Raw genomic sequence first — 22,824 nt, 5'->3', positions numbered from 1 at the left:
AAACGCAAAAGGCCGCGAGGATCGCTCCCCGCGGCGTTGGTTTACGCAATTAACAGCTGATGGTTTGCCAGCAGCGTCGCCAGATCCGTCTGCACGCCGTTCAGCGTCACCAGCGTGGTCGGCGAGAACTGACCGCCGGTACCGTCCAGGTCAACCTGGATCTCGGTATTGCTGCCGTTCTGCACCACGCGGATGTAATCGCTGATATTGCCCGCGCTGCTGTCCAGCGTGGCCACGCCGTTCACGTAGCTCGCCGAGCCCGTGCCGGTATAGCCGCTGCCGGAGAGCAGATCGCGCAGGTCAATACGATCCGTGTCCGCGGTCCCTTCCCAGGTGCCGACCGTAAAGCCGTTCACCACGTCGTGACCGTTACCGCCCGTTGCATCCGAGGCGTTGATCAGCTTGTAGAGCAACGTATCGTGACCGCCGCTGCCGATGTTGAAGGTGTCGTTCCCGCCGCGGCCTTCGAACTGGTTATCACCGCTGTTGCCGGTAATGACGTCGTCGAAGTCCGAGCCGTTGATCCCCTCAATGTTGAGCAGTCGTGACGTGCCGAACCCGGTGTCCTGCGCGGTAGAGAGGCGCAAATCAACGGTCACGCCGGAGGTCGCATTCCGGTAATCCACCACGTCCATCCCGCCGGTGTTGCTCCAGGTGTCGTAGTCGGAATGGGTATTCCAGCCGCCGGAGCCGTTGTAGGTATAGGTGCCGTCCTCTGCGATAAAGGTGTCGTTATACCCGGTCCCGGTGATGGTCCCGCTGTGGCCGCCGGTGGCGGCTTCGGCCGTCAGGACGTAGCCCTCTTTGCCGTTGCCCGCCTCCAGACCGCTCCAGGTGACGTTATCCGACACGCCGTTGGTGATCTTCAGGATCTCGGCCGAATAGGTTTCATTCGGATCCAGACCGTAGAAGCTCACCAGCGCAGAGGTATCGTTCGACCCGATACCGGACTGGGCGTTGATGATCTGCGAGGCCACCAGCACGCCCGCGGCGTTGTACAGATTGACCGTGTTGCCGTAGTAGGCGTTGATGCCCTCGCTGTCGACAATGTGCAGGTGCATCGCGGTGCCGTCAGCAATGGTTTTGCTGTTTTGCACCAGCACCACCTTGCCGTTCTGCTGAGAGACCAGCAGATCCTGCGCGCCGTCCCAGTTGTAGTCGACTGCGGCCACACCGGTAACGTTCGCCAGGCCGGAAGCCAGCTGGCTGGAGGTCCAGGTGGAACCGTAGCCGTTGTTGGTGAACAGGGTCGCCGTCTGCGAGCCGCCGTAGCTGCTGAGCTTGATGATGTCCATCTGCCCGTCACCGTTCCAGTCCACCGCCACCGACAGATACCCCGCCGTGGCGTTAGAGGCTTCCACCGCGCTCTTGGTAGCAGAGAGCTTCCCGGTACCGTCGTTGTAGTAAATTACCCCGCCGTTGTTGTTGTAGCTGCTGCCCAGGTACAGATCCATGTAGCCATCGCCGTTGAAGTCCGCCCACGTCATGGACGCCGCCGTGGTGGTATTCGAGGCGTTGGCCACAAACACGTTGGTCAGGTTCTGACCGATAGAGAGCGTGCCGTTACCGTTGTTGTTGATCACGGTTAACGAGTACGCGCCGCTGCGGTTGGTGTGCTGAACGATATCCACCGTGCCGTCGTTGTTCAGGTCGACGCCGGAGATTTCGCGCCCGGAATCGAACTGACCGTAGAAACCACCTTCGCCACCGGTGCCATCCGGGGACAGAACGCCGTTGTTGTTCACCAGGTAGGTCAGTGAGTCCATGCCGGCATCGCCGTACGCCAGATCCAGATAGCCATCGCCGGTTTTATCGTACGCAATCACGCCGCCGTACCAGATGGTGGTGCCCATCGCCAGCTGGCTGGCGTTATAGGTGCTGCCATCGTAGGTCCACATCACCTGCGTAGAGCCCGAGTAGGTGGTCTCCGTCGCGAAGATATCCTGCGTGCCGTTACGGTCAAAGTCGGCGGCGGTCTGGCTCACCACGTAGTAGCTACGGGTGTTGGTCAGCGTATTCCCGGCATAGGTCGAGCTATCGCTGCTGGAGTAGGACTGGCCGTTAGCAATGATGTTCCAAAGACCGCTGCTGTTCATGCCGAGGGTCATGGTGGAGTTGTTGCTGTTCCCCGCCGTGGTTGCCCAGTCGGTATTCACCGAGGTGGTATCAATCACCAGGCTGCCGGTCGCCGTACCGGTGGTATTGCCGTTACCCGCGCTGCTCTTCACCTGCGCCGTCACGCTGTAGCTCGACACGCTCAGCGCATCGCCGTCCGGGATCTGCAGATACCAGGTGTTGTGGTCCGGATCGACCACCACCGCGCCGCCGGTCTGGGAGGTGTAGGTTTTTCCGTTTACCGTTACCACCAGGTATTCACCGTTCACCAGGTCAGCGGAGACGGTACCGCTGACAATCGGCGTGGTGTCCGACGTGGTCTGCGCGGTAATCGCCGCCGTGGTGGTCGGGATGCTGGTATCGACGTTCAGCACAAAGCCGTCCGATTCCGTGTAGTTACCGGCCCTGTCGGTGACGCGCACAATGTAAGTGTGGTTGCCGTCGCTGAGGCCGTTGTCCTGGAAGGACCAGCTTGCGCTGCCGTTCATGGTCACCTGGCCGAGCAGGACCCCGTCACGATAGAGCTGCACAATTTCACCGTCGTCCGGAGCGCGGTTAAGCGTACCGTTGATCAGCGGCGAGTTATCGTCCGTTGCCACCGCACTGCCAAAGGTGCCCTGACGCTCGCCTTCGCCGTCGGTATAGCTCACTACCGTACCTACCGTCGATGGCGGCGTGGTGTCTACCGTCACCACCTGAGAGGCGGTGGAGCCGACGTTGCCCGCCTGGTCGATAATCCGCACCTGGTAGGTGTAGTCCCCGTCAGGCAGATCGCGGGTATCGGTGTAGCTCCAGCGCTGGTTGGTGACCGTGGTATCGAGCCAGGTGTTCCCGCCGTCCAGGCTGATCTGCACGCGCTCGTCGTTTGCCAGCGCGCTGCCCAGCGAACCGTTGATGGTCAGCGTGGTGTCCATGGTGATGAAATCACTCCCGGACTGGCCGGTATCTTCGCTGATGCTGTCGATGGTGACGCCGTACTGCGGCGCCTGCGTATCCACCGTCACCGCCTGCGAGGTGGTGGCCCCGACGTTCCCCGCCTGGTCAACGACCCGCACCTGATAGTTATGGCTACCGTCGGTCAGGGTACGGGTGTCGCTGTAGCTCCACTGCGTACCGCTGACGGTGGCGTACACCCAGGTGCTGCCGCCGTCCATGCTCACCTGCACGAATTCACCCGCGCCAAGTTCTGCGCCGAGCGTTCCGTGCAGCGTGTACGAGGTCGAACTGGTCAGGAAGTCGTTATTGTCGAAGCCGGTATCCACGGTGATGTTATCCACGGTCACCGTAATCGCCGCATCCGGGGCGACCGTATCGACGGTCACCTGCTGATGGGCGCTGGCTCCCACGTTGCCCGCCGCATCCACCACGCGAACGTAGTAGTCATAGGTCTGGTTGCCCAGCGTGCGGCTATCGACGTAGTACCAGCTGTTGCCGGTGACGATCACGTTCTGCCAGGTGACGCCGCCGTCGATGCTGATCTGGGCATATTCGCCGTCGGCCAGCGTCGCGCCGAGCGAGCCGTGCAGCGTCAGGGACGTATCGTTAGTGACAAAGTCGCTGCTGCTCAGGCCGGTATCGTCGCTGATGCTGTCGATGGCGATGGTTTTGCTCGCGTCCGGCGCAACCGTATCAATGGTCACCACCTGGCTGGCGGTGGCGCTGATATTGCCCGCGTCGTCAATCACGCGCAGCTGGTAGTTATAATCCCCGTCGGCCAGCGTGCGGCCATCGACATAGGTCCAGCTCAGGCCGCTGACGCTCACATCGGTCCAGGTAACGCCGCCGTCGAGGCTGATCTGCGCGTGGTCGCCGCTGCCCAGCGCCGCGCCGAGCGTCCCTTTCAGGCTGATCTGGCTGTCGCTGGTGATAAAGTCGCTGCCGGACAGGCCCGTATCCTGGGTGATGGAATCGACCGTAATCGTCGTTGCTACAGGCATGGTCAGGTCAATCACCACGTCCTGGCTGTCCGTCGCCCCCACGTTGCCCGCGTTGTCGATAACGCGCACCTGGTACTGATACGTACCGTCCGTCAGGGTGCGGCCATCGGTGTAGCGCCAGGTGGTGCCGGTCACGGTCAGGTCAATCCAGGTGGTGCCGCCGTCGAGGCTGATCTGCGCCTTCTCGTTATTGCCGAGCTGCGCGGTCAGCGAGCCGTTGACCACCACCTGAGCGTCGTTGGTGATGAAATCACTCGCGCTCAGGCCGGTGTCGTTTTGCAGCGAGTCAATGCTGATGCCCATCGACGGCGCGGTGAGATCCACGGTAACGCTGTGGTTATCGCTGCCGCTGTTGCCGATGGTGTTGCTGACCTGCGCGTTAATCACGTACGAACCGCCGTCCGCCAGCGCGGTCACGTCTGCGCTGCCCACCGTATAGCTCCAGGTGCCGTCATTCTGGACGGTCGCCGTGTAGGTTTTGCCGTTCAGCGTGATGGTCACCGTCTGGCCCGCCGGGGCGTCGGTGGTACCGCTGACGACCAGCGGCGTACCGTGCTCGGCGGCGTTAACGATATCATCCTGCGCAAAGGTGTTAATGGTGATGGTTGGGACATCGCCGTTCAGCGTCACGTCGTGCGTTGCGCTGCCCGGGTTGCCCGCCTTATCGCTCACCGTAGCCGTAATGGTGTAATCCCCGTCGCTCAGGCCGAGGAAATCACGGCCCGGCACGAAGACCGACCAGGATCCGTCCGCCCCGACGGTCGCCTGATAGCTGTGCCCGTTGAAGGAGACGGTCACCGTCTGACCCTGTTCCGCCGTGGTGGTGCCGCTGATGGTCTGACCCGCCAGCTGCTCCGCGTTGTTGACGATATCGTCATCGGCCACGGTGCTGATGGTCACGGTTGGCGCGACGGTGTCTACCGTTAAGGTGTGCGTGGTCTGGCCGTTATTACCCGCTTTATCGTTGACCGAGGCGGTCACCGTCAGCGCGCCCTGGCTCAGGGTGGCCAGGTCTGCCGCCGGCACGTCGAGCGTCCAGGTGCCGTCGTTTGCCACGGTTGCAGTGTAGGATTTGCCGCCCAGCGTCACGGTGACGGTCTGACCCGCCTCCGCGCTGGAAGAGCCGCGCACGGTCAGCGGCTGCTGCGCTTCAAGCGCGTTCAGCATGTCGTCACCCGACAGCGTCGCAATGCTCACAACTGGCGCGGTGGTATCCACGCTGATGCCGTGCGTCGCCGACGCGCTGTTGCCCGCGCTGTCCTGCGCCGACACGGACACCTGATAGCTCGCGCCATCGGCCAGCGCGCCCACGTCGGCGGCCGGTACGGTGGTCGTCCAGCTGCCGTCGCTCTGGATGGTGGCCGTATAGCTCTTGCCGTTCAGCGTCACGGTAACCTGCGTACCGCTGGCGAACTGGGCGCTGGAGCCGTTAATCACCAGGGACGAACCGGCTTCAGCCGCGTTGATGACGTCATCGCCGCTAACGGTGTTGATGGTCAGCGCCACGGAGGCGATGTTCACCACCACATCGTGGGTCTGGGTGCTGCTGTTGCCCGCGCTGTCGGTAATCGTCGCGCTGAGGGTCACGGTGCCGTCGTTCAGCGCGGAAATCACGCTGGCCGGAACGCCCACGCTCCAGTTACCGCTGGCGTCAACGGTGGTGGTGTACTGGTTCGAACCGATGGTGATGACCACCTTATCGCCGACGCTCGCACCGGTTGCGGTGCCGCTGACGATCTGCGCCTGCCCGTGCTCCACGCTGTTGATGACGTCATCGCCCGCGACGGCGTTAAAGCTGACGGTCGGCGGCGTGGTATCAAGCGTAATCGCTTTGCCCGCGCTGCCCGGGTTACCCGCGGCGTCGCTCACGCTGACCTGCACGGAGTAGCCGTTATCCGCCAGTGCGGACAGGTCTGTGCCCGGCACGTTCACGCTCCAGATACCGCCCTGCTGCACCTGCGCGGTATAGCTCTTACCGCCCAGCGTCACGGTGACCGTCTGACCGACTTCCGCCGTGGTGGTGCCGGAAATGGCCACGCCCGCAGCCGCTTCGCTGGCGTTAATCACGTTATCGCCTGCGACCGTATCGATGCTCACGGTTGGCGCGGTGGCGTCCACGCTGTACTCGCGGCCCGCCGAGGCGCTGTTGCCGTGCGCGTTGGTGACGCTCACCTGCACGCTGGCATCGCCGTCTTTAAGGCCCGCGAGATCCGCTGACGGCACGGTGGCCGTCCAGTTACCGTCAGCATCCACCTTCGCGGCGTACGTCTTGCCGCCGAAGGTGATGGTAACGGTCTGGTTTTCCTCCACGTTCGAGGTGCTGCCGGACAGCACCAGATCCGCGCCCTTCTCAGCCGCGTTAATCACGTCGTCGGTGGCAATCGCATCGATGCTGATAGCCACTGCTGACAGATCGACGGTCACGTCATGGCTGATGGTCACCGGGTTGCCCGCCGCGCTCTGGCCTGCAGCGGTCACGGTGACCGTGCCTGCTGCCAGGGCTCCGACGTCCGCCGCCGGGATCGCCGCGCTCCAGGTGCCGTCTGCCAGCACGGAGGCCGCATAGGTTTTGCCGTTGACGGTCACAGTGAGCGTGGTGCCTGCCGCCAGCCCGTCGCTGGAGCCGGTAACGATCAGGTTCTGCCCGTGCTCGATGCTGTTGATCACATCGTCGCCCGCCACGGTATCAATGCGCAGACCCGGCAGGCTGGCGTCTATAACGATTTCGCGCTCGCTCGCTCCCGTGTTGCCGTGGCCGTTGGTGACGGATGCTGACACGGTCAAATCGCCGTTGCCCAGCGCCGTCAGGACGGATTCCGGCACGTTCACGGACCAGGTGAGATCGCTCTGAACCGTTGCGGTGTAGCTGTTGCCGCCGATAGTCACGGTTACCGTGTTGCCCGCTTCCGCGTTCGCTACCTTACCGCTGATGGTCTGGCCCGCGGCCACTTCCGCCGCGTTGATGACGTTATCACCCGCCACGGTATTGATGGTGACGGTCGGCAGCGCGGTATCGACCAGCAGGTTCGCCGTATTGCTGACGCTGTTACCCACGCCGTTGGTCGCAGTCGCGCTCAGTGTGTAGTTGGCTTCGCCCAGACCCGCCAGATCCGCCGCCGGAACGGTCAGGCTCCAGGTGCCGTCTGCCGCCGTCGTGGCCGCGTAATTTTTGCCATTCAGGGTCACGGTCACCACGGTGCCTTCCGCCAGGTTGGCGCTGGTGCCGCTGACGCTCAGATCCTGACCTTTTTCCACCGCGTTCAGCACGTTGTCGCCGCTGATGGCGTTGAACGCAACGGACGGCAGGCCGGTATCAACGGTCACGTTATGGCTGCCGGTACCGGTATTGCCCGCCGCGTCGGTGACTGACGCCGTGACGGTTACGGTGCCGTCGCTGAGGCCGGAAATCACGCTGGCCGGTACGCCGACGCTCCAGTTCCCCGCCGCGTCCAGCACGGTGGTGTAGGTCTGCCCGCCAATCGTAACGGTGACCTTATCGCCCGCTGCCGCGCCGGTGGCGGTGCCGCTGACGATATGCGCCTGAGCGTGCTCAGCGATGTTAATCACGTCATCGCCCGCCACGGTGTTGATGGTCACCGCAGGCACGGTCACGTCCACCGTCAGAGTATGATCGACCGACGCCGGGTTGCCCGCCTTGTCGCTAACGCTCGCCGTCACGGTCACGCTGCCGTCGCCGAGCGATGCCAGATCTGCCGCCGGAACGCTCAGCGTCCAGCTGCCGTCCGCGCCTGCGGTTGTGGTGTAGTCTTTGCCGTTCAGCGTCACGGTCACGGTCTGGCCCGCTTCGGCGGTGGTGGTGCCGGATACGGTCAGATCGGACTGCGCTTCTGCGGCGTTCAGAATATCGTCAGCCGCAAGGGTGTTGATGGTCACGGACGGCGCGGTCGCGTCCACGCTGTACTCGCGGCCCGCCGAGGCGCTGTTGCCGTTAACGTTGGTGACGCTCACCTGCACGCTGGCGTCACCGTCCTTGAGGTGTGCCAGATCCGCAGACGGCACGGTGTAAGTCCAGTTACCGCTGCCGTCTACTGTCGCGCTATAGATTTTGCCGTTCAGGCTGATGGTCACGGTCTGCCCGGCTTCCACGTTGGTGGTCGCACCGGACAGCACCAGATCCGCGCCCTTCTCCGCCGCGTTAATTACGTCGTCGATAGCGATGGAATTGATGCTGACGGCAACGGTCGCCAGATCTACCGTCACGTCGTGGCTGATGGTAATCGGATTGCCCGCTGAGCTGTCGCCGGTAACGCTGATTTTGACGGTACCTTCCGGCCACGCGCTCACGTCGGTTGACGGGATTGCCGCGCTCCAGGTGCCGTCCGCCAGCACCGTGGCCGCATAGGTTTTACCGTTGACGGTGACGGTCAGCGCGGTGCCTGCCGCCAGCCCGTCGCTGGAGCCGGTGACGATCAGGTTCTGCGCGTGCTCGATGGTGTTGATCACGTCATCACCCGCGACGGTGTCGACGCGCAGGCCCGGCAGGTTAGCGTCGATAGCGATCTCGCGCTCGCCGGTGCCGGTGTTGCCGTGGCCGTTGGTGACGGTCGCCGTTACGCTCAGGCTGCCGTTGCCCAGCGCGGTCAGCACGTCGGACGGCACGTTAACGGACCAGGTCAAATCGCTTTGCACCGTTGCGGTGTAGCTATTGCCGCCAAGGGTGACGGTGACGGTATTGCCCGCTTCGGCGTTCGCTACGGTGCCGCTCAGGGTCTGGCCTGCCGCCACTTCCGCCGCGTTGATGACGTTATCGCCCGCCACGGTATTGATGGTGATGGTCGGCAGCGCGGTGTCCACCAGCAGGTTCGCGGTGTTGCTCACGCTGTTGCCCACGCCGTTGGTGGCGGTCGCGTTCAGGGTATAGTTGGCCTGGCCGAGACCGGCCAGATCCACTGCCGGAACCGTCAGGCTCCATGTGCCGTCTGCCGCCGTGGTGGCCGTGTAGTTTTTACCGTTGAGGGTCACGGTCACCACGGTGCCTTCCGCGAGGTTGGCGCTGGTGCCGCTGACGCTCAGGTCCTGGCCTTTCTCCACCGCGTTCAGCACGTTGTCATCGCTGATGGCGTTGAAGGCCACCGATGGCAGACCGGTATCGACGGTCACGTTATGCGTGCCGGTACCGGTGTTGCCCGCCGCGTCGGTGACTGACGCAGTCACGGTCACGGTGCCGTCGCTGAGGCCGGAAATCACATTCGCCGGCACGCCCACGCTCCAGTTCCCCGCGGCGTCCAGCACGGTGGTGTAGGTCTGGCCGCCGATGGTGACGGTGACCTTATCGCCCGCTGCCGCGCCGGTGGCGGTGCCGCTGATGATTTGCGCCTGGCCGTGTTCTGCGATGTTAATGACATCGTCGCCCGCCACGGTATTAATGGTCACCGCAGGCGCGGTGATATCTACCGCCAGGTTGTGATCCACGGACGCCGGGTTGCCCGCTTTGTCGCTGACCGATGCGGTAACGGTGACGCTGCCGTCGGTTAATCCAGCCAGATCGGCCGCCGGGACGTTCAGCGTCCAGCTGCCGTCTGCGCTGACGGTTGTGGTGTAGTCTTTGCCGTTCAGCGATACGGTGACCGTCTGGCCCGCTTCGGCGGTGGTGGTGCCGGATACGGTCAGATCGGCCTGCGCTTCGGCGGCGTTCAGAATATCGTCGGTCGCCAGGGTATTAATGGTCACGGACGGCGCGGTTGCATCCACGCTGTACTCGCGGCCCGCCGAGGCGCTGTTGCCGTTCACGTTGGTGACGCTCACCTGCACGCTGGCGTCGCCGTCTTTCAGGCCCGCCAGATCGGCCGCTGGCACCGTGGCGGTCCATTTGCCGTCGGTGCCGACGGTCGCGGTGTAGCTCTTGCCGCCGAAGGTGATGGTGACGGTCTGGTTTTCCTCAACGTTCGAGGTCGCCCCCGAGAGCACCAGATCCACGCCCTTCTCGGCCGCGTTAATCACGTCATCGGTGGCGATGGCGTCAATGCTGATGGCAACGCTCGTCAGATCCACCGTCACATCGTGGCTGATGGAGACCGGGTTACCGGCGCTGCTCTGGCCCGCAACGGTCACGGTAACCGTGCCTGCTGCCAGGGCTCCGACGTCCGCCGCCGGGATGGCCGCGCTCCACGTGCCGTCCGCCAGCACGGTCGCCGGATAGGTTTTGCCGTTGACGGTCACGGTCAGCGCCGCGCCCGCCGCCAGCCCGTCGCTGGTGCCGGTGATAATCAGGTTTTGAGTACGTTCGATGCTGTTGATCACGTCGTCACCCGCCACGGTATCCACGCGCAGGCCCGGCAGGTTAGCGTCTATCACGATTTCGCGCTCGCCCGTTCCGCTATTGCCCACCCCGTTCGTGACGCAGGCTGACACCGTCAAATCGCCGTTACCCAGCGCGGTCAGCACGTCGGACGGCACGTTCACGGACCAGGTGAGATCGCTCTGCACCGTTGCGGTGTAGCTGTTACCGCCAATGGTCACGGTCACGGTGTTGCCCGCTTCGGCATTCACCACCTTACCGCTGATGGTCTGGCCGGCTGCCAGCTCCGCCGCGTTAATGACGTCGTCACCCGCAATGGTGTTGACAATCACGCCCGGCAGAACGGATTCCACGTTCACGGTGTGCGACGTGCTGGTATTGTTGCCGACGCTGTCCGTTGCTGAGGCGGTGACGGTATAAAGCGCCTCGCCCAGCTGACCGACCTCGTTCGCCGGAACGGTAGTCGTCCATTTTCCGTTATTGTCCACCTGCGCGCTGTACGCTTTGCCGTTCAGCATCACGGTCACCACCGCGCCTGCTGCCAGGCCGGAAGCCGTACCGGAGATCGTCAGATCCTGCGTTTTCTCGGCGTTGTTGATCACATCGTCACCGGAAACGGTGTCAATGGTCAGCACCGGCGCGGTCAGATTCACCTCCACGCCGTGCGTGGCGCTGTTGCTGTTGCCCGCTTTATCGGTCAGCGCCGCGGTGATGGTGTAATCCCCGGCGGCCAGGGCGGTTACGTCTGCCGCAGGCACGCCCACGCTCCAGTTGCCTGAGGCATCCAGGGTGGCGGTGTACGATTTGCCGTTGAGCGTGACGGTGACCACGTCGCCCGCCGACGCACCGGTCACGGAACCCGTGACAATCAGTGCTTGCGCATGCTCGGCGCTGTTGATCACGTCGTCGTCGGAAACGGTGTGGATGGTCAGCTGCGGGACGGTGGTATCTACCAGCACGTCGCGATCCGCTGAGGCCGGGTTGCCCGCCTTATCAGACACGGCGGCGCTGATGGTGTAGTTGCCGTCGGTAATGCCGCTCAGATCCGCGGACGGCACGGTCACGCTCCAGCTGCCGTTTGCCTGCACGGTGGTGGTGTAGTCCACGCCGTTCAGCGTCACGGTGACGGTCTGGCCCGCTTCGGCGTTGGTCACGCCGTTAACGACCAGATCCTGCTGCGCTTCGGCCGCATTGATGATGTTGTTGTCGCTGACAATCTCGATAGACACCGTCGGCGCGGTCGCGTCCACGCTGTACTCGCGGCCTGCCGACGCGCTGTTGCCGTTCACGTTGGTGACGCTCACCTGCACGCTGGCATCGCCGTCCTTCAGGCTGCCCAAATCGGCGGACGGTACGGTCGCCGTCCAGTTGCCGCTGGCATCGACCGTCGCGGTGTACGACTTGCCGCCGAAGGTGATGGTGACGGTCTGGTTTTCTTCCACGTTGGAGGTCGAGCCGGACAGCACCAGGTCCGCGCCTTTCTCAGCCGCGTTGATTACGTCGTCCGAGGCAATCGGGTCAATGCTGATGGCGACTGCCGACAGATCCACCTTCACGTCGTGGCTGATGGAAACCGGATTACCCGCCGCGCTTTGGCCTTCCACGGTCACGGTGACCGTGCCCGCATTCAGCGCGCTGACGTCTGCCGCCGGAATGGCCGCCGTCCAGGTGCCGTCCGCCAGCACGGTTGCAGCGTAGGTTTTGCCGTTGACGGTCACCGTTAACGCCGCGCCCGTTGCCAGGCCTTCGCTGGAGCCGGTGATAATCAGGTTCTGAGCATGCTCAATGCTGTTGATCACATCGTCGCCCGCCACGGTATCGACGCGCAGGCCCGGCAGGTTGGCATCTATAACGATTTCGCGCTCGCCGGTTCCGGTGTTGCCGTGGCCGTTGGTGACGCTGGCTGACACGGTCAGATCGCCGTTCCCGATGGCGGTTAAGACCGTGGACGGCACGTTGACCGACCAGCTCAGATCGTCCTGAACCGTCGCGGTCCAGGTATTGCCGCCGATTGAAATCGTGACAGTGTCACCGCTCACCGCGCCGCTCACTTTCCCGCTCAGAGTCTGCCCGGCAGCGACTTCCGCTGCGTTAATGACATCGTCCGTGGCGACAGGATTGATGGTGACCTGCGGCAGCGCGCTGTCGACCAGCACGCTGTGGCCGGTGCTCACGCTGTTGCCTGCGGCGTCGGTTACGCTCGCCGTCACCACGTAGCTTGCTTCACTCAGCGCGGAGACGTTTGCCGCCGGAACGGTGATGCTCCAGCTGCCGCTGGCGTCGGTGGTGGCCGTATAGCTGATACCGTTCAGGGTCACCGTAATGGTGGTTCCGTCCGGCTGGTTGCTGGTGCCGGACACCAGCAGATCCTGGCCTTTCTCGGTCGCGTTGATCACGTCGTCAGCCGCCAGGGTATTGATGGCAATCACCGGCGCGGTCAGGGAAACGTCAAACTCGTGCGTCGCGCTGGTGCTGTTACCGGCTTTATCGGTGACGGTCGCGGAGATCGTCTGCTCGCCGTTCACCAGCGCGCCCACGTCCGCCGCCGGAACGCCCACGCTCCAGCTGCCGGAAGCGTCCAGCATGGCGGTGTAGTCTTTGCCGTTCAGGGTCACGGTAATCACGTCGCCCGCCTGCGCGCCCGTGACCTTGCCGGAGACGATCAGCGCCTGGCCGTGCTCGGCAATATTCACGACGTCGTCGCCCGCGACGACGTTGAAGCTAATCTGCGGTACGGTGGTGTCGACCAGCACCGAAGAGCCCGCGCTGGCCGGGTTGCCTGCCTTATCGGACACCGTCGCCGTGACCGCCGCGCTGCCGTCGGCGATGCCTGCCATATCCGCCGCCGGAACGTCGAGCGTCCAGCTGCCGTCCGCCTGCACCTGCGCGGTGTACTGATTGCCGTTGAAGGTCACGGTGACCGTCTGGCCCGCTTCGGCAGTAGAGGTGCCGCTCAGGGTCAGATCCTGCGCCGCCTCTGCCGCGTTCAGCATATTGTCATGGCTGATGGTGTTGATGGTCACCGTCGGCGCGGTGGTATCGACGCTGAACTCCTGCGCCGAAGACGCCGCGTTGCCGTTCACGTTGGTGACGGTGACCTGCACGCTGGCGTCACCGTCTTTCAGGCCGCTCAAATCGGCTGCCGGAACGGTCCAGGTCCAGTCGCCGCTGGCATCCACCGTGGTGGTATAGGTTTTACCCGCAAAGGTAATAGTCACGGTCTGGCCCGCTTCCACGTTGGAGGTGGTGCCGGAAAGCACCAGGTCCTGGCCTTTTTCCGCCGCGTTAAGCACGTTATCGTCGGTCACGCTGTCGATGCTGATGGCAACCGGGGTGAGATCCACATCCACAACGGTGCCGATAGCCACCGGGTTGCCGGAAGCGTCCTGCGCGCCTGCCTTGATATCCAGCGAACCGTCCGCCCACTGGGAGACGTCAGCCGCCGGTACCGCCGCCTGCCAGGTGCCGTCCGCCAGTACCGTTGCCGAATAGGTTTTGCCGTTGATGGTCACGGTCACGGTGCTGCCCGCCGCCAGATCGGTGCTGGTACCGGACACAATCAGGTTCTGAGCGTGTTCAATCACGTTGATCACGTCGTCACCCGCCACGGTATCAATACGCAGTCCCGGGAGCTGGGCGTCGATGGTGAAGTCGTGAGAAGAAGAGCCGGTATTGCCGTGCGCGTTGGTCACGCTGGCGGATACGGTGAGGTCGCCGTTGCCGAGCGCGGTTAACTGGCTCTCGGTTAACGGCAGGCTCCAGGTCAGATCGTCCTGCACGGTAGCCGTGTACGTCTGGCCGCCAAGGATAATAGTGACAGTGTCACCTGCCGCCGCGTTCGTCACCTTACCGGTCAGGGTTTGCCCTGCCGCTACTTCCGCTGCGTTAACGATATTGTCGCCCGCCAGCGTGTCGATCGTTACCACCGGCAGAGAGCTGTCGACCAGCACATCGTGCGAGGTTGAGGCGCTGTTGCCTACGCTATCCGTGACGCTCGCCGTCACGGTGTAATGGGCTTCTCCAAGCGCGCTTACGGCCGAGGCCGGTACGGTCACGCTCCAGTTTCCGCTGGCGTCAGCGGTGGCGGTGTAGTGAATGCCGTTCAGGGTCACCGTAATGGTCGTGCCTTCCGGCTGGTTGCTGGTGCCGGAGAGAAGCAGATCTTCGCCCTTCTCGGTCGCGTTGATCACGTCGTCCGCCGCCAGCGTGTTGATACCGATGACAGGCGTCACGGTATTCACCACCACATCCAGCGAACTGCTTCCGGTATTACCGGACCTGTCGGTCACGGAGACGTCGATTGTCCAGGTGCCGTCAGTCAGCCCCTGCACGACGGACGCCGGCAGGCCAAGGCTCCAGTTCCCCGCTGCATCCACCACGGTGGTGTAATCAACGCTGTTAATGGTGATAGTGACCAGGTCGCCAGCTGCCGCACCGGTGACGGAGCCGCTCAGGATTTGCGCCTGTGAATGGGCGAGCTGGTTAACTGTGTTGGTGTCGGTGACAAAGTCGTTAATGGTCACCTGCGGTACGGTTGCGTCCACCAGACCCACGCGGTCCGCGCTGCTGGCGTTGCCCGCCACGTCGCTCACGGTGGCCGTCACGGTCACAATGCCGTCCGTCAGGGCACCCACGTCAGCCGCAGGCACGCTCAGCTGCCATGTACCGTCCGCCTGAACCGTGGTCTGATACGTTTTGCCGTTCAGCGTCACGGTGACCGTCTGGCCCGCTTCCGCAGTGCTGGTACCGCTTAAGGCTAAATCCTGCTGCGCTTCTGCCGCGTTGATGATGTTGTCGTCGGTCAGGTTATCGAGCGTAATCGCCGGAGGCTGCGTATCCACCGTGACCACGCGCGCGGCGTCCGCGCTGTTGCCGCTGATGTTAGTGACGCTGACTCTCACCTGCGCGCGCCCGTCGATCAGGGTTTCCATGGCGCTAGCGGGTACGGTCAGGCTCCAGGAGCCATCCTGCTGCACCTGCGCGGTGAAGGTCTGGTCGGCGAATTTCACCACCACGGTCTGCCCCGCCTCCACGCCCTGCGTCTGGCCGGAAAGGGTTAAATCACTGCCTTTTTCTGCCGCATTCAGCAGGTCATCGCCGGAGACGGTATCAATAGTGACCGCCACGGCGTTCAGATTGAGTTCAATCGGGTGCTCAGCCGAAACGGGATTGCCCCAGGCATCTACCGCGCTGACGCTAACCGTCATGCCGCCCGCCGTCCAGGCCTGCAGGTCCGCCGCCGGAACGCCGATCTGCCAGCTGCCGCTGGCGTTAACCGCGGTGACGTACTCCACGCTGTTGATGGTGACAACAATCTGCGTGCCCGCGGCCAGATGGGTGCTGGAGCCGGTGACGCTCAGATCCTGCTGCTGTTCGATCGCGTTGATCACGTCATCGCCGGAAATGGTGTTCACGCGCAGGCCCGGCAGCTCCGCGTTGATATTGATATCCCGCTCGCCGGTGCCGGTATTGCCGTGCCCGTTGGTGACGGACGCGGTGAAGGTTAAATCCCCGTCGCCGAACGCCTGAAGATCCGCTGACGGGATTTTCAGGCTCCAGGTCAGATCGCTGCCAACCGTTGCGGTGTAGCTCTTGCCGCCCGCTGTGATGGTGACGGTATCGCCCGCCGCCGCGCCGGTAACGCGACCGCTGAGAGTTTGATCGACGCCCGCTTCGGCGTTATTGACCAGGTTGTCGCCCGCAAACGTATTGATAATGACCTGCGGAAGAACGGTATCAACCAGCAGATTCGCTTCGGCAGAACCGCTGTTCCCAACGCTGTCGGTCCCGCTGACGCTGACGGTATAAAGCGTGTTCGCCAGATTCAGAACGTCGGAAACCGGCACCTGGACCGCCCAGATACCGTTTTCGACGGTTGCCTGATAGCTGACGTTGTTCAGCATCACGGTGACGGCGGTGCCGTCCGGCAGATTGCTGGTGCCGGTCAGACTCAGGGGCTGCATCGCCTCCCGGGCATTCAGGACGTTATCCTGGCTGATGGCGTCAATCGTAAATTCCGGCGGGTGTCCACTCAGCGTAATGCCGTGCGTGGCGCTGCCGGTGTTGCCTGCCGCGTCAGTGACGGAAACCGAAAGCGTGTGGTTCCCTTCACCCAGCGCGCCCAGCACGGACGCCGGAACGCCCACGCTCCAGCTGCCGTCCGCCAGCACCACGCCGGTGAAGGTCTGGCCGCCAAGGGTCACGGTGACCACATCACCCGCGGCGGCACCGCTCGCCTGGCCGGAAATAATGTGCGCCTGGCCCTGCTCGCTGATATTGAGGATATCGTCGCCCGCCACGGTATGGACGGTGACGACCGGCGCGGCGGTATCCACCGTGAAATCTGCCGTTACGGACGAGCCGTTGCCCGCTTTGTCGCTCACGTTAACCGTCAGGGTGTGATTACCCTCATTGAGCGCCTGCACGTCGTTCACATCAAGCGTCACGGACCAGGTGCCGTCGCTGCCCACCGTGGCGTTATAGTTTTTACCGTTCAGCGTGACCGTGACGATCTGACCGGCTTCCGCATTCGTTTTACCGGTCAGGGTCAGCGGCTGGCTGTGCTCAGCCGCATTAATGATGTTGTCCTGCGCGAGGGTATCGACAGAGAGGGTTGGCGCGGTGGTATCCACTCCAATCGTCTGGCTTCCGCTGACGGTGTTACCCGCCGCGTCTTTACCGCTAACGCTAACCGTCCAGGTTCCGTCGCCCAGCGTCTGCGCGTCCGCCGCAGGCACGTTAACACTCCACGCGCCGTCTGCCCCGACTTCAGCCGCATAGGTTTTGCCGTTCAGCGTCACGGTGAGTGCGGTACCCTGCGCCAGGTTTTTGCTGGCACCGGAAAGCGTAAAGCCCGCGGATTGCTCGCTGGCGTTCAGCACGTTATCGCCCGCCGTGGTGGCCAGCGTAATGGCGGCATCGGCGGTAGAGACCGTCACGGTGATACTGCCCGCAGAGGTGGTTTTACTGCCGTCGATCTGCACGACCGACCAGGTGTGCTCCCCGTCCGTCTGGGTCGGTAATATTACCGTCCACGTGCCGTCTGTACCGACCATGGTGCTGGCAATGGTGCTGCCGCTGCTGTCTTTGATCTGGATGGTCGCGCCCGGCTGACCAGTACCGCTAAAGGTTGGGGTGCTGTCGTCCGTGATCTCGTTTGCGCTCAGCACGCCCTGCTTGTCACCCGCTTTATCCGACAGCAGGAAGGTCGGCGTGGCGCTTTCAACTTCTTTCGTATTATCAATGACTTTTGTTTTAGTTTTGCCGTCACCGCCGTTTGCCAGCAGTGCCCCGATGGCACCGCCGCCTAACGCCGCTCCCGCAATCCAGCCCCACGGCGCGTCGCTTAAAACACTTTCCTGCTCGAGGAAAGGTTGAATGCTGCTAATCGGTGTGGCCTGCGCGGTTAACTCGGTCACCGCAACGCCTGACGCTTCCCCGGCATCGGCAAAAGAAATATGCGTCAGTTCCTGACGGTCGTTGAACACCAGCTCTGACTGATTATGCGTTTCTGGATCTTCGACAAAATAGTTATTGCAGCGAATAACGCTGCCATCTTTCATATAAATGAGGAGATCTTTACCCTGGCGGACATAACGCGCCACATCCTGAGCAGAGCCCTGGATTTCAATCACGCTCGGCGATGAAATAGAGACCGACAAATTTCCTTCGCCGGTTAATTTGGTTTTCTCCGCCGTTTTGCGAATGATGACATCAACAACTTTTATGTTACTCATATTCTTCTCCTTGCAGGTGTACGGATTCCTGTGGATATGTCCACCAGACGGATGTAGCTATCCCTGGGAAAAAACACCCATTATTTTCAGTCTTACTTTGCGCAACACTGCGCGTCTTTTATTAACTCAAGTCGGGTAATTTTGCGGCAGCGTTTTTCTCTATTCCAATAAGCGGCATTAAATTATCAACCGCGGAAGCATAATTAATTGCCGAACTCCAGCCGTCATACTCAGCGATTATTTTCGCAGATGTGGCCTGCCAGACATCCTGCTCAACGCTGAGCAGATCGTTAATGCTCCGCTTGCTCAGGGTGTATTCATTTTTATAAACATCGCGGGCCTGCAGAGCATTTTCCAGCTGTTGCTTCCCCGCCTCCATTCGTCCCCGTGCGCCGGTCCAGTCAGCCTGCGCGACGGAGGCTTTTTGCAGGACATCGAAACGCGCCTGATCGACCTGAGAGGAGGCCATGGCCCGCGCGCCTTCCGCCTGCCGAACGCGCGCGGAAACCGCGCCCCCCTGATACAGCGGCGCGTCGATATTGAGCTGTATCTGGTCGTCCCAGTAGGAACGGTTGTCCGATTCATAACGGGTGCGCCCCCCCTTCAGGCTTAACGTCGGCCAGTGCTGGGACTTCGCCGTTTCCACGCCATACTGAGCCGAGCGTTCCATGTTCTGCGCGGCCATCACCGCCGGTATCAGGGAATAATCGATGCGGTTGAGCGAGTCCGGCTCCACGGCAAGATTCGCGGGCACCGGCGAATAGGCCTCTGCCTGCATTCCGGTTAATACCGCAAGCCTGGCGCGCGCGCTGTTTAAGGCGGCGTGATACTGCGCGACCGTCGCCTGCATGCCGGCAATGCGCGTGCGGGTCTGAAGCTCATCGGAGGTGGAACTCACGCCCGCGTCTGCGCGCAGCTTTGCCAGCTGCTCGACGTTCTTGAGCGCCTGCACGTTATCTATTGCCGCCTGCAGCAGGTCGGAATAGCGTTTGACCTCGACATAGCTCAGCGCCGTTTTTTCCGCCACGTCCGAAAGCGTGCCCATCAGCTGATAGCGGTAGCTATCGCGCTGGGCGGAGGACTGGCTGATGCTGTTATTGGTCTTGCCAAAATCGTACAGCAACTGCGTCAGGCTCAGCCCCCAGGCGGCTGAATTCTTCAGCGACCCGCTGGAATCGGTGGTCTGGCTGTGCCCTGTACTCCCGTTCAACGATATTTGCGGCATCCAGCCGCTGCGCGCTTCATCTATTTGTGCCTGGCCAATACCTAATTGCGCGGCCTGCTGGCTAATTGACGGATCGCGATCGATCGCAAAAAGAATACTTTCTTTTAAGGTTGTGGTTGCCACCGGGGCAATACCCACCTGATTACTATTGGCGAAAGCCGTATTTATGGCTAATGAAATGAATGCCAGTGCTGCTGTAAATCTGTGTAACATAGGCTTTCGTAATATCGTCATGTTATCTCCCTGACTCTGAGTGATACTCAAGCAAATACCCAAAAAGAGGTACAGATAATTAGACAAATATCTTATTTAGCTACCGTGCTGAATTTTAGGTAATAATCCCCGCACCCATTCCCATTGGAGATGAGATCTGCCTGCGCTTTATTTCAATTAAGAATTTACTTATTTCTTAAACTGGTTAGCAGCATAACAAAATGTGTTATAGCCCACTACAGCCACAATGTTAATGTGGTGTTACAAGCAAGAAAAAATATGGGGTTTCTGGACAAAACTCTAAAAGTATCCTTTCAGATGAAACATATAAAGCCTCTGTTATCTAAGGAAAATTCTTAATTCGTTCTATGCACATTTTTGCGTTAATTTCAGAGCGGGTCAGACACAAAGATTTTCAAAGAAGTGTCAATTTACGTAGCTTATGGGATACATTTAAAATTAAACGCCTTTAAAAAACTAATTAAAGCAATAAATGCCTGCATAATTTTAATTAAACAGCATTTAAACCTACTCAGTGGCAGTGCACTGGTTGTATAAACCAAATCGTTAAATAAAACATAACAATAACATTGCGATTAACATTCAAAACGGCTTCCTTATACCTGCTTAATAAAATTTTAATAATCACCCATGTGAATCATCACGCCGCTGCACATCGTCATGACCACAACCCCCTTCTCTCTGCGTCAAAATGCTGTATTATGCAAACTATTGCGACATTTTGCAGGAATGTACCCCCATGCACAAAACCGCTCGTCAACGCTATGTCCTGGATATCCTCAGCGAGCAAGGCCAGGCCAGCATCACTGAACTGGCCGAAAAGCTGCAGGTTTCAGCGGATACTATCCGTCGGGATCTGACCGATCTGGAAAACCAGGGCCTTGCGCAGAAGAACCACGGCGGAGCCATCGCGCTCAACCTCTCCGCCATGAACCGTCAGGGCCGCAACACGCTGCTGCCGGAGACCAAACAGCGCCTGGGTAAACAGGTCGCACAGCAGGTTCCACCAGGCTCCACCCTGTTTCTGGATGCCGGAAGCACGGTGATGGCCGTCGCCACCTTTCTTCAGGGTCCGCTCACCGTCATTACTCCCTCACTGGATATCGCCCAGCATTTTAGCGACCGGGAAGATATTGAGCTGATCCTGCTCGGCGGGAAATGGGACCACAAGCAGCGACTGTTTGCCGGCAGCGCCACGCTGTCTTTGCTGTCCCGGTATCGGGCAGATATCGCCATTCTTGGGGCATGCGCCATTCATGCCGAGCTCGGGTTGAGCGCCGGTAAAGAAGCGGATGCCGAGGTTAAACGCGCGATGCTGGACGCAAGCCACGCGCACTGGATTGTCGCCGACCACCTGAAAATTAACCGCTGCGAGCCGTACCTGGTGTCCGGGTTATCCAGCATTCAACAACTCTTTTTAGATCGTCCCTGGCCTGAGCTCGGGGACCATAGCGCACTGCAGGTTACGGTGTGCGCGAATTAACGTGGAGAAGGTCATGAGTAAAGTTCAAACAATCAACATTGCGCTGATCGGGTATGGATTTGTCGGTAAAACCTTCCATGCCCCGCTGATCCAGTCGGTGGACGGGATTAAGCTGGCCGTGGTCTCTTCTCGTGATGAAGAGAAGGTTAAACGCGATCTGCCGGACGTACAGGTGGTGGCGACACCGGAAGAAGCCATTCAGCATCCTGATATCGATCTGGTGGTGATTGCCTCCCCCAACGCCACGCACGCCCCGCTTGCGACGCTGGCCCTGAACTCGGGTAAACACGTGGTCGTGGATAAGCCTTTTACCCTCGACATGCAGGAAGCCCGCGACCTGATTGCGCTGGCGGATGAAAAGCAGCTGCTGCTCTCCGTCTTCCACAACCGCCGCTGGGACAGCGATTTCCTCGGCATTAAGCAGATTATTGAACAAGGCACGCTCGGCAAGGTTAAACACCTGGAATCGCACATTGACCGCTTCCGCCCGGAAGTGCGCGTGCGCTGGCGCGAGCAGAACGTCCCCGGGAGTGGTCTGTGGTTTGATCTGGGCCCTCACCTGATTGACCAGACGCTACAGCTCTTTGGCCTGCCGGAGTCGGTTCAGGGGAATATCGCGACGCTGCGCGACGGCGCAGAAATTAACGACTGGGCGCACGTGGTCTTAAACTACCCGGAGCATAAGGTCATTCTGCACGCCAGCATGCTGGTTGCTGGCGGTACGGCACGCTTTACCGTCCACGGGGACAAGGGCAGCGTGGTGAAAGCCAGAATCGACCAGCAGGAAGCGCAGCTGCTCGCAGGGGTGATCCCCGGCAGTGAAACCTGGGGCGAAGACGGCGACAGCATGGTGTTCTTTGGGGCCGACGGCGCACCGCAGACGATCCCTACCCCGAAAGGCGATCAGCGCCAGTATTACGTCAACGTACGTGATGCGCTGCTCGGGAAAATCACCAACCCTGTCCACCCTGTCGAAGCACTGGCGGTCATGGCCGTGCTGGAAGCGGCGGTGAAGTCGTCGGAGACGGGGTCAACGCAGCCGCTGGCGCTAACTGCTGAAGAGCGTGCGCTGCTGGGTTAAAAAACAAGCCGGGTGGCGCTGCGCTTACCCGGCCTACGATTCAGAGCCGTTTGTAGGCCCGTGCAAGCGAAGCGCCGCCGGGCAAGAAAGGCGGCGACAATGTTTCAGCACTACTGACGCTTTTTCGGCATCATGCGCAGAAGAGTATTATCTTTCCAGAAATAGTGATGCATCAGCGCCGCCGCCGCGTGCAGGCCAATCACAAAATAGCCCAGGTTCGCCAGCGTTTCGTGCCATTCTTTCAGCACATCAACCAGGTCAAAATTTGACTCCGCCGCATGCGGCATCGCCATGCCAAACGCAAACCAGTCGCTGCCCCGGTTATACATCATCACAATGCCAATCAGCGGCAGCGCAATAAACAGCAGATACACCACCAGGTGGCCAAGATGGGACATCCCCGTTACCATCGCTTTTGGCTTCGGCTGAATCGGCGGCGCGCGGAATTTCAGGCGAACCAGCAGACGGGTCACCATCAGCACCAGGATACTGATACCGCACGAGACGTGGATCATATTGATCGCTGGACGCGCGGTGCGCGGGAAGAAACCTTTGAACTCCATGGCGCAGTAGGCGACGATGATTAACAGAAACACCAGCCAGTGGATGCCGATTTGCAGGCTTGTATATTTAGTGCGCATGTGATTTCCCGATTAAAAACAGTTACCGCGCCAACATAATCTCCTTTCCTTAAAAATTCATTAACTTTTCTGTATGGTTTTTCAAATACTTCCTTCCGCATGAAGCATCTTCA

Annotated in this window: 5 protein-coding genes; 2 read left to right on the top strand and 3 right to left on the bottom strand. The window is 61.0% G+C overall.

Going from position 1 to position 22,824, the window contains the following annotated elements; all coding sequences use genetic code 11:
• Positions 1–41: 41 nt before the first annotated feature.
• Both ACMGGX_RS20710 and ACMGGX_RS20705 read right to left on the bottom strand, forming a co-directional pair.
• Positions 42–18,047 (bottom strand): Ig-like domain-containing protein, encoded by an 18,006-nt coding sequence (locus ACMGGX_RS20710; protein WP_420298895.1) that lies wholly within the window; start codon positions 18,045–18,047, stop codon positions 42–44.
• Between the two features lie 121 nt (positions 18,048–18,168).
• The gene (locus tag ACMGGX_RS20705; protein ID WP_420298894.1) at positions 18,169–19,506 is read right to left on the bottom strand and encodes a TolC family outer membrane protein; all 1,338 of its coding nucleotides are present in this window, start codon (positions 19,504–19,506) and stop codon (positions 18,169–18,171) included.
• Positions 19,507–20,245: 739 nt separating this feature from the next.
• On the opposite strand from ACMGGX_RS20705, the gene ACMGGX_RS20700 reads away from it, so the two are divergent.
• Together ACMGGX_RS20700 and ACMGGX_RS20695 are read left to right on the top strand one after the other, a co-directional pair.
• Complete coding sequence (locus ACMGGX_RS20700; protein WP_023311644.1) at positions 20,246–20,989, top strand: DeoR/GlpR family DNA-binding transcription regulator; 744 nt, start codon at positions 20,246–20,248, stop codon at positions 20,987–20,989.
• A gap of 13 nt (positions 20,990–21,002) precedes the next feature.
• The gene (locus ACMGGX_RS20695; RefSeq protein WP_259386676.1) at positions 21,003–22,070 is read left to right on the top strand and encodes an oxidoreductase; all 1,068 of its coding nucleotides are present in this window, start codon (positions 21,003–21,005) and stop codon (positions 22,068–22,070) included.
• Positions 22,071–22,180: 110 nt separating this feature from the next.
• Here ACMGGX_RS20695 and cybB read toward each other — a convergent pair whose 3' ends face one another.
• On the bottom strand, positions 22,181–22,711 hold the full coding sequence (gene cybB, locus ACMGGX_RS20690) for a cytochrome b561 (protein ID WP_181593183.1): 531 nt from the start codon (positions 22,709–22,711) through the stop codon (positions 22,181–22,183).
• Positions 22,712–22,824: the final 113 nt, after the last annotated feature.

It is taken from the genome of Enterobacter sp. BNK-29 (assembly GCF_048684785.1).
In the GTDB taxonomy this organism is placed as follows: Bacteria; Pseudomonadota; Gammaproteobacteria; order Enterobacterales; family Enterobacteriaceae; genus Enterobacter; species Enterobacter cloacae_M.
Note: the sequence above shows the minus strand (reverse complement) of the source record. Positions and strands in the feature narration are given on the sequence as shown.